This is a genomic window from Methylobacterium sp. Ger2507 (assembly GCF_055231875.1).
In genome coordinates, this window is record NZ_JBUYVC010000001.1 from 3,269,254 (window position 1) to 3,283,446 (window position 14,193).

The 14,193-nt window shown below is 72.5% G+C and carries 8 protein-coding genes; 4 read left to right on the plus strand and 4 right to left on the minus strand.

All coding sequences use genetic code 11. The annotated features are described in order from the left end of the window. Positions 1–47 precede the first annotated feature (47 nt). The 4 genes from ACV7NL_RS15150 (at position 48) to bcsN (ending at position 6,806) form a co-directional block, all read left to right on the plus strand. Positions 48–2,570, plus strand: coding sequence for a cellulose biosynthesis cyclic di-GMP-binding regulatory protein BcsB (locus ACV7NL_RS15150; RefSeq protein WP_463356096.1), 2,523 nt, complete (start codon positions 48–50; stop codon positions 2,568–2,570). A 323-nt stretch (positions 2,571–2,893) separates the two neighbouring features. Further along, a complete protein-coding gene (locus tag ACV7NL_RS15155) occupies positions 2,894–3,892 on the plus strand; it encodes a glycosyl hydrolase family 8 (protein ID WP_156375993.1) in 999 nt (332 codons plus the stop codon). After that, positions 3,877–5,832, plus strand: a complete 1,956-nt coding sequence (locus ACV7NL_RS15160; RefSeq protein ID WP_463356097.1) for a hypothetical protein — start codon at positions 3,877–3,879, stop codon at positions 5,830–5,832. Before ACV7NL_RS15155 ends, ACV7NL_RS15160 begins: the two co-directional genes overlap by 16 nt. After that, positions 5,829–6,806, plus strand: coding sequence for a cellulose biosynthesis protein BcsN (gene bcsN / locus ACV7NL_RS15165; protein ID WP_247636506.1), 978 nt, complete (start codon positions 5,829–5,831; stop codon positions 6,804–6,806). Before ACV7NL_RS15160 ends, bcsN begins: the two co-directional genes overlap by 4 nt. A gap of 358 nt (positions 6,807–7,164) precedes the next feature. Here the strand turns inward: bcsN and ACV7NL_RS15170 are convergent, their stop codons facing one another. The 4 genes from ACV7NL_RS15170 to ptsP form a co-directional block, all read right to left on the minus strand. Beyond that, positions 7,165–8,607, minus strand: coding sequence for a carbohydrate porin (locus ACV7NL_RS15170; protein ID WP_463356098.1), 1,443 nt, complete (start codon positions 8,605–8,607; stop codon positions 7,165–7,167). A 137-nt stretch (positions 8,608–8,744) separates the two neighbouring features. Then, positions 8,745–10,592 (minus strand): fructose-specific PTS transporter subunit EIIC, encoded by a 1,848-nt coding sequence (locus ACV7NL_RS15175; RefSeq protein WP_463356099.1) that lies wholly within the window; start codon positions 10,590–10,592, stop codon positions 8,745–8,747. A 68-nt stretch (positions 10,593–10,660) separates the two neighbouring features. Beyond that, complete coding sequence (gene pfkB, locus ACV7NL_RS15180; RefSeq protein ID WP_463356100.1) at positions 10,661–11,620, minus strand: 1-phosphofructokinase; 960 nt, start codon at positions 11,618–11,620, stop codon at positions 10,661–10,663. Continuing rightward, entirely contained in the window at positions 11,617–14,169 is a 2,553-nt protein-coding gene (ptsP, locus tag ACV7NL_RS15185) for a phosphoenolpyruvate--protein phosphotransferase (protein ID WP_463356101.1), read from the minus strand. The genes pfkB and ptsP overlap by 4 nt, the downstream gene beginning before the upstream one ends. Positions 14,170–14,193: the final 24 nt, after the last annotated feature.

The following is a 14,193-nucleotide window of genomic DNA, read 5'->3' on the forward strand; positions in this document are numbered from 1 at the left end:
CCCACCCACGGACAGTCCATTCCTCGGACACGAGCGCGAACCCGGCCATGCCCGTCACATCCCAGCGTCGCCCCAGATCGCACGCGGCCTCAGCGCTGACGCTGGCCGGCCTGCTCCTGGCAGTGTCCCACCCGGCCCTGGCGCAGAGCTTCATCGGTCGCGGCGCGCCGCGGGTCCTCGCCGTTCCCGATGCCGAGCGCGCCGGCCGGCCGTCCGCCGCCGTCCGGGCGGAGGCGGAGCCCGCGTCTCCTCCCGCTGCGCCGCCGCTTCCGCAGCGCCCGTTCCCGGCCCTGTCCAGCAGCCTGCGACTCAGCGGCGAGGAGAGCGGTCTGCAATGGCCGGTCTACCTCACGGAATCGCAGTCTCGGGAGCACCTGCGCCTGCGCATCGGCTACCTCGCCGCGATCTCTGTGGTGCCCGACGCCTCGTTCCTCACCGCCAAGGTCAACGGCGTGGCCGTGGGCCGCAGCGAGATCAAGGCACCGGGCGCGATCCGGATCATCGAATTCGACATCCCCGGCGACCTCCTGAAGCCGGGCTACAACGCCCTGGAAATCGCCGGTGTCCAGCGGCATCGGGTCGACTGCTCCCTCGATGCGACCTACGAGCTCTGGACCCAGATCGACCCGGCCTGGACGGGTCTCGTCTCGGTTTCCGGCGCCGCGATGGCCAACTCCCTGCGCGATCTGCCCGCCATCGCGCCGGATGCGCGCGGCATCGTCCCGATCCGGATCGTCCTGCGCAACCGGCCGGGCTTCGCCACCTTCGAGCGCCTGATCGGCCTCGTCCAGCGCTTGGCGCTCGCCGGCAGGTTCAGTCAGGTGTCGGTCGAGTTCGCCGGCGAAACTCAGGGGTCGGCCGGCCTCGAGATCCACGTGGCGGATGACGGTGGCCCGGGCGGTCTCAGCCGCCAGCCCCTGACCTTCGAGCCGCCGCAGGGTGACCGGGCCGCTCGCATCACCCTCGCGGGCGACACGCCCGCCGAGATCGAGGCGGCCAGCAGCATCGTCAGTGGCCTCGCCACACGCGAACCGATGGGTAGCCCGCAGGGCCTCAAGGCCCTCGCCCTGGCGCGCGGCGTGCCGGCCCAGGGCCGGGAGACGTTGCCGTTCTCCGCGTTCGGCATCGAGAACCGGGAATTCAGTGGCCGCCTGTTCCGGACCGGCTTCGATCTGACCCTGCCGACGGATTTCGTGCCGGCGGATTACGACAAGGTCGCTCTCACCCTCGCGGGTGGCTATGCGGCGGGGCTGGAGCTCGGCGCCCAGATCATCGTGGACGTCAACGGGCGCAACGTGGCCAGCGTGCCCCTGGCGAATGCGGGCGGCGAACTCTTCCGGGACGAGACGATCGCCCTGCCGCTCAGCCGCTGGCGGCCTGGACGGAACAAGGTCGAGGTGAAGGCCCTGCTGCCGGCCCCCTCGGACCGCGCCTGCGAGGGAGGCAGCACGAAGAGCCGCTTCCTGCTCCTCAACCGGTCGACCCTGGCGGTTCCCCAACTCGCCCGGGCGATCCGCCTGCCGGACCTCGCCGCGACGCTCGGTGGCGGCCTGCCGAAGGTCGCGCCCGGCCAGCGCCCGCGCCTCATCGTGCCGGCGCCCGACCGGGAATCCATGGCCGCCGCCGCGACCCTCGCGGTCCAGATGGCGCTCTCGGCCGAGAAGCCCATCGACTTCGAACTGACCAACGATCGCGCCCTCGAAGGGCGGACGCCGACCGTGGTCGTCGGGCCGGCCCGCGCCCTCGATCCCGCCATCCTGCGCACCACCGGCCTCGATCCGGACCAGATCCGCCAGATCTGGCAGGGACGGGCGGCCACGACACACCTGAGCGAGCCCGGCCGTCGCTTCGCCGTGATGGACGGCGCGAGTCTCGATCGCCTGCGCAACGACCGCCCCCCGGCCTGCGCGCTTCCGGCCGCGGGTCCCCGTCCGGCCGGCGCGGTCGGCCGGTCGCGTCCCGATTCCACCACGGACCGGCGCGAGCGCGATGTCATCGCCGAATGGAACGGCGCCACCGCTTCGCAGGACCGCCTCTCCGACCAGGTCGCCACGATGTCGGCGAGACTCGGCGCCGCGGCGCGCGAGAGCTGGGCCGCCACCAAGGCCTGGGCCGAGGACCAGGTTCGCGAGCCCGAGATCGAGATCGGATCGCAGGCCTCCCTGATCGTCAGCCAGGGCCTGCCCGGACGCGATCCGAATGGACTCCTGACCGTGTTCACGGCCCCGAGCGCGGCCACCCTCCAGGCCTCGGCCATCTGCCTCACGACGCCCTCGATCTGGAACCGGATCGAGGGTCGCGTCGCCACCCTCGACGCCAATGACGGCGCGCTCACCAATCACGCGGCCAAGCAGGCCCGATTCGTGGAGAGCGGGCCGGCCTCCCTGGAGAACCTGCGCCTCGTGGTTGCGGGCTGGTTCTCCACCAATCCGAGCATGTTCACGCTCATCATGTTCGCCGCCGCGATCAGCCTCGGCCTGAGCACCTCGGCGATGCTACGCGGCCTGGGCCGGGCCAATCCGGGCACCGCCGCACCGGCCCGATCCGACGATGAGGGAGTTCCGCGATGAAGCGGTATCGGGCGCAAGCGTATGCGGCTTCGCTCTGTCTGCCGCTGCTGGCCATGGTGCCGGCGGCCGCGCAGGGCCCCGCCATCCCTTTCGGGACGAAGACGGGCGAAGCCGGAGCGGGCGACGCCAAACCCATCGAAACGAGGCCCTACGAAGCGCGGCCCGGTGAGGTCCAGACCACCGATGCCAAGCCCGTCGGGCAAGGCGGTCCCCAGCAAAGCGCTCCTCAGCAGGGCGGTCCCCAGCAAGGCGCCCCCCAGCAAGGCGGGGCTCGGCAAAAGGGGCGTCAACAAAGCGGGGCTTGGCCGGCCGAGGTGCTTCCGATGCTGAACAGCCTCGGGAACACGCCGGGCTGGCGCAGCTACAAGGCCCGCTTCGTCACGGACCAGGGCCGGGTCGTCGACACGGGCAACGGCCGCATCAGTCACAGCGAAGGGCAGGGCTACGGCATGCTGCTCGCGGTGGCGGCGGGCGACCGCGACGCCTTCCAGCGAATCTGGAACTGGACCCGCGCGAACCTGATGGTCCGCGACGACGCCCTGCTGGCCTGGCGCTGGGAGCCGGACAAGCGGCCCGCCGTCGCCGACATGAACGACGCCACGGACGGCGACATCCTCGTGGCCTGGGCCCTCGCCGAGGCCGCCGAAGGCTGGTCGGACGAGGGCTATCGCCTCGCCAGCCGGCGCATCGCCGTGGACATCGCCCGGCGAACGGTCCTGTTCCGTAACGAGGGCTTGCCCCTGCTGCTGCCCGCCATGAGCGGCTTCTCGGCCGAGGACCGGAACGACGGTCCGGTGATCAACCTGTCCTACTGGGTCTTCCCGGCCTTCCCACGGCTCGCCGGCGTAGCGCCGGAGTTCGAGTGGAGCCGCCTCAGCGCCGTGGGCCAGGAACTCACCCTGCGCGCCCGCTTTGGTGCGGCCCAGCTGCCGACCGAATGGATCTCGATGCGCGGGGGCCAGCCTCAACCGGCCGCCGGCTTCCCGCCGCACTTCTCCTACAACGCGGTGCGGCTCCCCCTCTACCTTGCCATGGCGGGCATCACGGAGCGGAACTACTACGAGCCCCTGTTGAAGCTCTGGGCCGAGCCGGATCCCGCCGGGCTGCCGATCATCGACACCGCGAGCGACACCGTCGCGGGACGCATGGCGGAGCCCGGCTACGCGGCGATCCCGGCCTTGGCCGCCTGCGCCGTCTCCGGCACGCCGCTGCCTGGCGGGCTGGCGGACCCGGCCCCGAACGAGAACTACTATCCCGCCACGCTCCACCTTCTGGCCCTGACGGCCACCAACATGAGGTACCGCTCATGCCTCGGCCGCTGAACCTGCGACCCGGCACGGCGCCGCTCCTCCTCGCCCTCGCGGGCGGTCTCGCCTGGGTCGGCCCCGGTTTGGCGCAGCAGGCCCCCGTCCGCACGGGGGTGCTTCAACTCAACGAACGGCGCGCGCCGGTCATCCTCGACACGCCGCAGAACGCGGGCGGCGCCGAGATCATCGACGAGAGCGCCCTTCGCTACTACGCCGCCCAGCGCCAGGGCGAGCGCGTCCAGGCCGAGATCGCGCGGCTGCGGCGGCGCCATCCGAACTGGACCGTCCCGGCCGATCTCGACACCCTGAAGCCGAGCCCGCCCGAGGAGGCCCCGATGTGGGACCTCTTCACGGCCGGCCGCTTCGATGAGCTGCGCACGGCGATCAGCGTCCGCCAATCGGTGGATCCCGGCTGGCAACCGTCGGAGGATCTCGCGCGCAAGCTCAACCGCGGCACCCTGCGCAGCGCCGCGCGGGCGGCCGCCCGGGACGGATCCTGGGACGACCTCATCGCCCGGGTGAAGGCCACCCAGGAGGGCATCCAGAACCTCGACATCGACATCGCCTGGACGCTGGCCGAAGCCTATGCGCGGACCGGCGACATCGCTTCGGCCTCCGCCCTGTACGGTACCCTGTTGAAGGAGCAGGCCGATCCCGGCCTGCGCCTCGCCACGGTGCAGAAGGCCATGGCGGCGATGCCGATGGCCGCCGTCGAGCCGCTCCTGGCCATGCGGAGCCCCGGCACCGAGGGCACGGACGAGTTCCGGTCCATCCATCAGGACGTGACCCGGGCCCGCATCGCGGCGGTCCTGCACGGGCAGCCGGCCGGACGCATCGAGCCGGCCGATCTGGCCGCCCTCGGCGAACAAGCCCGCCGCGTGGGCGAGCCCGCGCAGATCGCGCTGCTCGGCTGGTACGCTTACCACCGACGCCAGTTCCGCGAGGCCCTCGACTGGTTCAAGACGGCCCTGGCCCGCGGCGGCGATGCCGCGGTGGCGACGGGCCTTGCCCTGTCGCTGCGCGAGATGGGACAGGATCGCGAGGCGGAGGAGGTCGCCTTCGCCTGGCGCACCGCCTCGGTGACGAACCTTTCCCTCTACGTCGACATGATGGAGCGGCGCCTGGGCGAAGGCCCCGCCTCGCCGGTCGAGACCGAGCGCCTCGACCGGTTTGCCAAGGTCGTCCTTGCCACGAGCGCTCCCGAAGGCGCGCAGGCGCTCGGCTGGTACGCCTACAATGCCTGCCAGTTCGACGCCGCCGCGGACTGGTTCCAGAGGGCCGTCAGCTGGCGGCCGCGCGAATCCGCCGTGCTCGGCTACGCCCTCAGCCTGTCGCGCCTCAAGCGCACGCGGGACTACCTGGAAACCGTGAACCGGTACGACGGCCTGTTCCCGAAGGTGGTCGGACTCGTCTTCGCCGAGCCCGATCCGCAGGCGCGCGACACCGGCCCGTGCGGCCCGGCCCCGGCCGTTCCGCAGCAGGCGGCGCCCCCCGCCCCGTCGCGCGTGATGGTGCCGAAGCCGGCCGTCGCCACCGCGCCGGTCCGACCCCTGGCCGTCCAGCGTGGGGAATTTCCGATTACGGTCGCGGCTGAGAACCCCCTGCGCTTCGGCGAGGGCGCCTCTCTCACGCCGCGTGCGCGGGACTCGGAATACTTGCGTGAGGTGCGCGGGCCGCAGCCCCTGATCGCCCGCCGCGTCGTGGGCGTCGGGGCCATGCCCTACGAGCGCTACGGCTTCACCCTGCTGCCGGGATGGAACGGCCTCGCTCGGGCGAGCCTTCAGGCAGGACCGCCGGCCCCGCCTGTGGGCACCCTCGCGCAAGCTGAGGGTGGCATTCTTGCGCAGACCGGCTCGCCCCGGTCGGTGCAGCCCCGGGACGGCGACCGCTTCGGTCCGTTCGATACCGCCAGCACCGAACGGAGCGGCCAGCGAAATCCAGGACTGGATCGATGAACGGACCGAAGTTCTCCTCCGGCCGGCCGCAGGTGCCCTTCCGGAACACGCTGCTCCGGATGACCGGCCTCGCCCTCGGCCTGAGCCTGCTCGGGGCTTGCCAGACCGCGAAGACGAGCCGTACCGCCCCCCGATTCGAGACGGCCTTCGCCTCCACGGGGTCCGCCGGCAACCAGCCCCTGGTCTTCGTTCCGAACAGCGGCGCCATCGAGTCCGTCGAGGAGACGCGCTCGAGCGCGAGCCTGCGGCAGCGCATCGTGTACGGACAATCCCGCGGCCGGGTGGATCTCACCATCGCGTCGGGCCGGGTGTGGGACGATCCGGCCATGGCCAAGCCAAGCCGCGCCGGAATCGCGGCCGAACTCGGAAGTCTGGAAGACGGGTCCTCCTACCGCATCGTCCGCCAGCCCATGCGCAACGCCTACGGACCCATCGGGGTCGCCGTGAGCCAACGCTGCGCCTATGCTTGGCAGTGGATCGACGACCTTCAGCGGGTAGAACTCGGCCGTGCCGCCCTGCGCGGGCCGGTCGCGGTCTCGCTCCGCGTGCAGCATTGCGGCCGCAGGCCGATGGCCGCCGAGACGCTCCTGGCCGACCTCACGCGCATCCGCCTTGGGGTGTCCACCGAAGCTGTGGCCCGTGCCACGCGTCCCCGGATCGTACGGCCGAGACCGGCCGCCGAGCCCTTGGCCGCCGAGCCCGTGGCCACCCTGGCCCCGGTCGCCCCTGCCATCGCTGCGCCGACCCCAGTTCCGGGCCCGCCCTCGGTTGCAGTCAACAGCAGTCGCACTCTGGTGACGCTGCCACCGGCCCCGGCAGGCCAGTCCTACCTCGCGCAGCCCGCTCCGGCTCCGGCCGCGCAGACCGTATCCGTGGTTCCCCGGCCGACGGCCTCGGGGGGCTCGGATCGCGCGCGCTTCCTGACCGACGCGCTGCCGGCCTCCGGCCGTACGCCGCCGCCAGCTGGCTGGTAGGGGTCCCGGACGGCGAGGATGCCCATCGCGTCGTGGCGGACGATGTAGGATTGTCCGACTCACGCTCGCTGCGCTGATCATTGCAGGCGAGCCCAGCCCAGACCACACGACCTCGTTCCAGCGGTGACGGCAGGTGCTCGCCGACGAGAACAACGCTTTTTCGTTCGAACCGAAACGTCGAGCCTGAGCGTGGGAAGGGTCTGCGGAGTGAGCCTGTCGCGGCGATCCGCGGCCACAACGCGCGTTCGAAGCTGCCGCGCGGCCTCGGACATCGCCGGTCTCATTATCGCACCCGGACCGGGTGTGGGTGAAACCGGCAGCCGATCGATCCTCGCGGCGAGGCCGGAGGCAGGCGCCCTCAGTTCGACACCGGTCCCGGCGCCAGCCCCGCGAGGGTGAAGAGATCGACCGACAGCTTGGCGCCGACCACGAGGGCGTCGGGGATGTTCCGGGTGTAGGCCGGGAAGCGAGTCTGGTCCGGGTTGATGATGTACTGAAGGTTCGGGGTCAGGCGGATCGCCGGGGTGACCTGGATGCCGTAGTTGAGCTCCATCATGATCTGCTGTCGGGGAATCGACCGGTCGAGGCCGAGGGCGTTCTGCGCGGCCGTGATGTTCGAGAGGGCCAGGGGCGAGAAGCGCTGGGTGTTGATGACGAAGCCCAGGGTGTCGAAGGGGCGGCCCGCGAAGGTGCCGGTCTGGAGAGCGCCGATCTCCAGGAAGTAATCCTCGACGAGGCGCCCGGAGGTGCCCGCCATGGCGACGCCGAACAGGGTCAGGCCCTGGATGGCGCTGGGATCGGGACGCCAGACCATCTGGTCGAAGCGGGCATAGACGCCCGAGCGCCCGAAGCGGCTGGCCGGGGCGAGCCCCGTCAGGACCGCGCGCTGGCCGGTGATGTCGCGCACCGGGTCGGCATAGTCGGAGGCGTCGTACCAGCCGCCGATGCCGTAGTTGCGCGGCAGGGGGTCGTTGGCGAAGGTGGTGGAATAGCCGAGCTCGACCGGCAGGATCGCCCCGGTGGCGCCGCGGGTCGAGAGGTCGAGACCATTGTCGCCGGGCTGCTGATGGCGGGGATTGACCTCGTAGACGCCGGCATGGACGAAGACCCGGTCGGTGAGCCAGGCCTTGGCGTGGGCGCCCCAGCTGGAGACCGGCCAGAAGGTGAAGTTCGAGGTCTTGAACACGAAGGTCGGGTTACCGCAGGCGGAATTCGACTGGAAGTTGCAGTAGATCGGTGAGTTCAGGAAGGCGATGTTGGCCACCAGGCGGCCGAACTCGATCACGAGCCGATCGTCGAAGAGCTTCTGCTCGTAGCTGAGCAGGGTGAGCCGAGTGGTCTGGCCGCCACCGTAGATCTCCTGCACCGAGGTGTTGTTGCCGATGAAGTCGCCGGCGAGATTGTCGCCGTGGCGGTTGGTGACGGCGATGTGGAAGGCGCCGCCACGGATGCCGGCGAGGCGGTTCAGGTCGGCGTCGATGCCGAAGAACAGCTGCCCGGCATAGGCGCCGCCCTGGCGGATGCCGCCGATCGGGTTGGCGGCGGCCTGACCGGTGTAGTTGGCGCTGAGCGTCAGGCCGTGGCCGAGGTCGAACACGCCCGTGGGCAGGGTGGGGGGCGTCGCGCTCTGGCCCAGGGCGTCCGCCGCACCGGCCGCGCTCTGGGCCCCCGCGATGCCCTGGCCGCCCGGACGGGGCGGCAGGCGCCGCGGACGGCGCAGGACCTGCCGCCGGACCGTCTCCGCCACGCCGATCCCGACCGCTTCCACCGCCTGCGCCCGCGCCTCCGATCCCAGCGTCATCAAGCCCAGGCTTACGACAGCAGCCCTCAATCCCTTGCTCATCCGGTGTCCCCTTCGATCGCGTGGTGTTTGCGTGGCCGGTCTTGATGCCGGGTAGGGTGCTGGCCGCCGGTCCCCGTGCGGGGCCGCTGGCGGCCTCAGGCGGCGCGCTTCTTGAGCAGGCCGACGAGCAGACCGGTGACGAGGGTTCCGACCACCAGGGCGATCAGCGCGCCGGGGACGTTGGTCACCGCGTTGGGAATCGGCAGGACGAAGAGGCCGCCATGCGGCACCTTCAGCTCGACCCCGAGGCTCATCGCGATGGCACCGGCGAGCGCCGATCCCACCACCATGGAGGGAATCACCCGAAGGGGGTCCGCCGCGGCGAATGGGATCGCGCCCTCGGTGATGAAGGCCGCTCCGAGCACAGCCGCCGCGCCGCCGGCTTCGCGCTCGGCCTTGGTGAAGCGGCCGGGGAACAGCCGGGTGGCGAGCGCGATTCCGAGCGGGGGCGTCATGCCGCCGATCATCACGGCGGCCATGGGCGCGGTGATGCCCGATGCGATCAGGGCGGCGGCCGAGGCATAGGCGGCCTTGTTGACCGGGCCGCCCATATCCACCGCCATCATCCCGCCGAGCACCAGGCCGAGCACCAGGGCGCTCGCCCCCTGCATGCTTCTCAGCCAGTCGGTGAGGGCCGCCAGGATCGCCGCCACCGGTACGCCGACGACGTAGATCATCAGCAGGCCGGTGACGGTGGTGGCCAGCAGCGGCAGGATCAGGACGGGCTTCAGGCCCTCCAGGTTCCTGTGCAGGCGGATGTGCCGGTTGAGGAAGGCGGTGGTGGTCCCGGCGATGAAGCCCGCCGCGATGCCGCCGAGGAAGCCGGCCTGCAGGTTGGCGGCGAGCATGCCGCCGATCATGCCCGGCGCGATGCCGGGCCGGTCCGCGATGGAGAACGCGATGTAGCCGGCCAGCACCGGCACGATCAGCGCGAAGGCCGCCTTGGCGCCGATATCGCCCAGGGCGAAGCCGAGGCTGCCGGCGTGGTCGGGTTTCATCGCGTCGATGCCGCCGAAGGCGAAGGCCAGGGCGATCAGCAGGCCGCCCGCCACCACGAAGGGCAGCATGAACGAGACACCGGTCATCAGGTGCTTGTAGGCCCCGGCCTTCTTCTCCTCCGGTTCCGGCCGGGCCGACCCGCCGGCCTCGGTAGCGGTTCCGGCATCGGGCTGGCGCTGCGCCTCGGCGAGCGCCGTCGCGAGCAGTCCCTTGCCGTCGCGGATCGCCGCCTTGGTGTTGGTGGCGTAGAGCCTCTTGCCGGCGAACCGACTCCGGTCGACGCCGGTATCGGCGGCGATCAGAACGATGTCGGCCGCAGCGATCTCGGCAGCCGTGAGGGTGTCGCGGGCGCCGACCGACCCTTGCGTCTCGATCCGAACGTCGTGGCCGAGCGCCTGAGCCGCCGCCTGGATGCCCTCTGCGGCCATGAAGGTATGGGCGATGCCGGTGGGGCAGGAGGTGATGGCGACGATCCGCCGGCGCCCCTTCGGCGCCACGTCCTTCGGCGCCACGTCCTTCGGCGCCACGTCCTTCGGCGCCACGTCCTTCGGCGCCACGTCCTTCGGCGCCACGTCCTTCGGCGCCACGTCCTTCGGCGCCACGTCCTTCGGCGCCACGTCCTTCGGCGGACCCGCCTCGCCCGACCCGGCGAGGAAGCGGTCGAGCACCGCATGGGCGTCGGTGAGCACGTCCTCGATGCGAATCCGGGCGCGGCGCATGGCGCCGAAGCGGCCTTCGTCGAGGTCGCCGTCGCCCACCAGCAGGACGGCGTCGGCGCCCGCGATCGCGTCGGCGCTCAGGGCGTTGCCGGAGACGCCCTTGCCGCGCAACTCGAGGTCGAGGGGCTGGTTGCGCCGGCCGGCCGCCTTGCGCAGGGCCTCTCCGGCCAGCACCGCGTGCAGGCCGAGATCCCCACCTCCCACCACTGCGAGCACCTGCGTCATGGCTTCCTCCCGTTGCGTCGCGCGCCGCTGTGCGGGTGCGTCGGTGTCATGGTCCGGAGTCCGAGGTTTCAGACCGGGACGTCGAGCGATTCGACCCGCACCGTCCTGGCGATCGCCAGGACGGTCTCGCGGGCGGGCAGGTTGGCGCCGGCCAGGCCGAGCTTGCCGGCCGCGAAGGCCATGGCGAGGCGCGCGGTCGCGACCCGGTCGAGGCCCGCATGGAGGCCGGCGACGAGGCCGGCCACGAGGGCGTCGCCCGCCCCCACCGTGCTGGTCACCCGGGTCGGCGGGGGATGGGCGTGGACCATGCCGTCGGCCGCCGCGAACAGCGCGCCCTCGGCCCCCAACGAGACCACCACCAGGGGGATGCCGCGCGCCACCAGATCGCGGGCCGCCCCGACCACATCGGCCAGGGTCGGTAGCGGCCGCCCGACCCAATCCTCGAGTTCGTGCCGGTTGGGCTTGACCGCGAAAGGCAGGGCTTCGGCCGGGGCCGCCAGGGCCGCCGCCAGGGCGGGGCCGGACGCGTCGAGGACGAGGCGGGCGCCGCGCGGCCGCAGCTCGGCGGCGATCTCCGCGTAGATCCCGGGCACGACGCCGCCCGGCAGGCTGCCGGCCAGCACCACCAGGGCGTCGGATGTCACATCCCGGCGCAGCAGCGCCCGGACGAGGTCGAGGGTGGCGGAATCGACGGCGAGCCCCGGCAGGTTGAGGTCCGTGGTGTCGCCGGTCTCCGCGTCGAACAGCTTCAGGTTGGTCCGGGTCTCGCCCGGGATGCGCACGAAGCGATCCTCGATGCCCTTGGCCGCCAGCAGGGCCTGGAACGGCGCGGCGTTGTCCTGGCCGAGGATGCCGGCGGCGGCCACCGGCACGCCCCAATCGGCGAGGCAGGCGGCGACGTTGACGCCCTTTCCGGCCGCATCCGAGCGCGTGCCGCGCGCCCGATGGACGTGCCCGGGCCGCAGGGCGTCGAGGGTCACGGACCTGTCGAGGGCCGGGTTGAGGGTGAGGGTGACGACGCGGCTCATGCGGGCTCTCCCTCGTCGGGCGCAGCCAGGGCTCGGACCGCGGCCGCGTCCTCCTGGGCGCAGGCCCGGGCGGCCAGCGCCCGCAGGGCGCCGATCTCGCTCACCCGCAGCCGGGCCTTCACGGCGGCCACGTCGCGCGGGGTCATCGACAGCTCGTGGACGCCGAGGCCGGCGAGCAGGCCGGCGCCGAACGGATCGCCGGCGATGCCCCCGCAGACGCCGACCCAGCGCCCGTGCCGGGCCGCGCCCGCGCAGGTCATGTGGATCAGGCGCAGCACCGCCGGATGCAGGGAATCGGCCTCCGGCGCGAGCTCGGTGTTCTGGCGGTCGATGGCCAGGGCGTACTGCGTCAGGTCGTTGGTGCCGATCGAGAAGAAGTCGCAGTGCCGGGCCAGGGCGTCGGCCTGGATCGCGGCGGCCGGCACCTCGATCATGATCCCGAGCGGCAAGGCCGGCGCCTCGAGTTCGGCCTGGATGCGCGCACAGTGGGCGCGGAGCGCGAGCACCTCCGGCACCGAGGTGATCATCGGGAACATGATGGAGAGCGGGGCCTCCCTGCCGGTGGGCGCACCGGCCGGAATGCCGTCTCGTGCCGCCCGGTACAGGGCGCGCAGCTGCGGCTCCATCAGGTCGGGCCGGCGCAGGAGCAGCCGGGCGCCGCGCACGCCGAGAAACGGGTTCTCCTCCCGCGGCAGGTGCAGGTGAGCCACCTGCTTGTCGCCGCCGATGTCGAGGGTGCGCACGATCAGCGGCCGGCCGGCGAGGGCGTCCAGCATCGCCCGATAGGTGGCGTACTGGTCGTCCTCGGTCGGCGTGTCGCCGCGCTCCAAAAACAGGAACTCGGTGCGCATCAGGCCCACGCCCTCGGCGCCCTGGTCGAGGGCGAGGGGCACCTGTTCGGGATTGTTGACGTTGGCCCCGATGGCGACCGTGTGCCCGTCGCGGGTGCGCGCGGGCAGGGACCGCTCGCGGGCCTCCGCCTCGGCCCTGGCGCGCTGGCGCGCACCCCAGGCCCGGGCCGAGGCGAGGTCGGCCGCGCTCGGGTCGAGGTAGAGCCGGCCGGTGCCGCCGTCGAGGATCGCGGGCGTGTGGTTCTTCAGGGCGAGCAGGGTGGGGCCGCCCGCCACCATGGCGGGAATCCCCAGGGTGCGGGCCAGGATCGCGGTGTGCGAGGTCGGGCCGCCCTGGGCGGTGGCGAGGCCGATGACCCGGGACGGGTCGAGCCCGGCGGTGTCGGACGGGGCGAGATCGGGAGCGATGAGGATGCAGGGCGCGTCCGGCAGGTCGTGGCGGCTCCTGAGCGACGGATCGATCTGCGCCAGGACCCGCCGGCCGACGTCGCGCAGGTCCGCCGCGCGGGCGGCGAGCACGGGATTGCCCAGGGCCGAGAGCCGGCCGGCCATCCGCTCCACCGCCTGGTTCCAGGCGAATGCGACCCCGTGGCCCTCCACCATCAGCTGGCAGGCCAGGGTGATCAGGTCCGTGTCGGCGATGAGCTCGCCTTGCGCCCGGAAAATGCCGGCATCCGCCTTGCCGAGGCGGCGCTCGGTGTCGTCGGCCAGGGCCCGGAGCTGACCCTCGGTGGCGGCGAGGGCCGCGTGCAGGCGGTCGCCGCCGGAGGTCAGGGGCTCGGGCACGTCCGGGACGGTGGCCTCCGCCTGGCTCAGCACATGGATGGGCGCGATGGTGAGACCGGGGCTCGCGCCGATGCCCGCCAGCACGCGCGGCGCGTCGGCGGGATTCCAGCCGGCCACCGGGCCGGCCGCACGAGCGGCGGCTTCCGCAGCGGCCCGCGCGGCGGCCTTTTCCCCGGCGCTCAGGCCCGTCACCGCCGCGCAGATCCGGGCGAGGGCACCGGCCTCGTCGTCCCCCTCCGACGAGATCGTCACCGCGTCGCCGCAGCGCAGGCCGAGCTGGAGCAGGGCGATCAGGTTCTTGGCGTCGGCGACTTCGGCGCCGTGGCGCACCTGGATCCGGGCGGGGCAGGCGCGGGCCGTCTCGACCCAATGGGCGGCCGGGCGGGCATGGAGCCCGGTGGGATAATCGACGGTCCAGTCGAAGCGCTGCCTGAGGTCGCCCGCCGGGCCGGCCGCACCGGGCGCAGGCGCATCTTCGGTGAGGGCCGCGACGATCTCCTCCTTGCGGGTGGTGGTGCGCAGGGCGGCGAGGCGCGCCTCGTCCTGGATCAGCCGGGTCAGGCGACGCAGGATGGTGATGTGGGTGTCCGACTGGGCCGCGATGGCGACCACGAGGTGGGCGACCTGGCCGTCGTGCCACGCGATGCCGCCCGGAACCTGCAGGACCGCCAGCCCGCTGTCGCGGACGTGGTGACGGTCGTCGACCATGCCGTGCGGGATGACCACGCCGTGGCCCAGATAGGTGTTCGCCACGCCCTCGCGCCGCAGCATGCTGGCTTCGTAGGGCGCCTCGATGCAGCCGGATGCGATGAGGAGCTGGGCCGCAGCCCGGATCGCCGCTTCCTTGGTGGCCGGCGCGGCACCCAGCTGAATCAGCAGGCGCGGAGAAAGGGTCGGCGTCGGCGCGAGCATGGCGTGCTCCTCCCGTGAACATCG

What these genes read in the sequence shown, in the direction of transcription:
- ptsP (WP_463356101.1), bottom strand. Translation starts at nt 14,169, where the DNA reads ATGCTCGCGCCGACGCCGACCCTTTCTCCGCGCCTGCTGATTCAGCTG.
- ACV7NL_RS15175 (WP_463356099.1), bottom strand. Translation starts at nt 10,592, where the DNA reads ATGACGCAGGTGCTCGCAGTGGTGGGAGGTGGGGATCTCGGCCTGCAC.
- bcsN (WP_247636506.1), top strand. Translation starts at nt 5,829, where the DNA reads ATGAACGGACCGAAGTTCTCCTCCGGCCGGCCGCAGGTGCCCTTCCGG.
- ACV7NL_RS15160 (WP_463356097.1), top strand. Translation starts at nt 3,877, where the DNA reads ATGCCTCGGCCGCTGAACCTGCGACCCGGCACGGCGCCGCTCCTCCTC.
- ACV7NL_RS15170 (WP_463356098.1), bottom strand. Translation starts at nt 8,607, where the DNA reads ATGACGCTGGGATCGGAGGCGCGGGCGCAGGCGGTGGAAGCGGTCGGG.
- pfkB (WP_463356100.1), bottom strand. Translation starts at nt 11,620, where the DNA reads ATGAGCCGCGTCGTCACCCTCACCCTCAACCCGGCCCTCGACAGGTCC.
- ACV7NL_RS15155 (WP_156375993.1), top strand. Translation starts at nt 2,894, where the DNA reads ATGCTGAACAGCCTCGGGAACACGCCGGGCTGGCGCAGCTACAAGGCC.
- ACV7NL_RS15150 (WP_463356096.1), top strand. Translation starts at nt 48, where the DNA reads ATGCCCGTCACATCCCAGCGTCGCCCCAGATCGCACGCGGCCTCAGCG.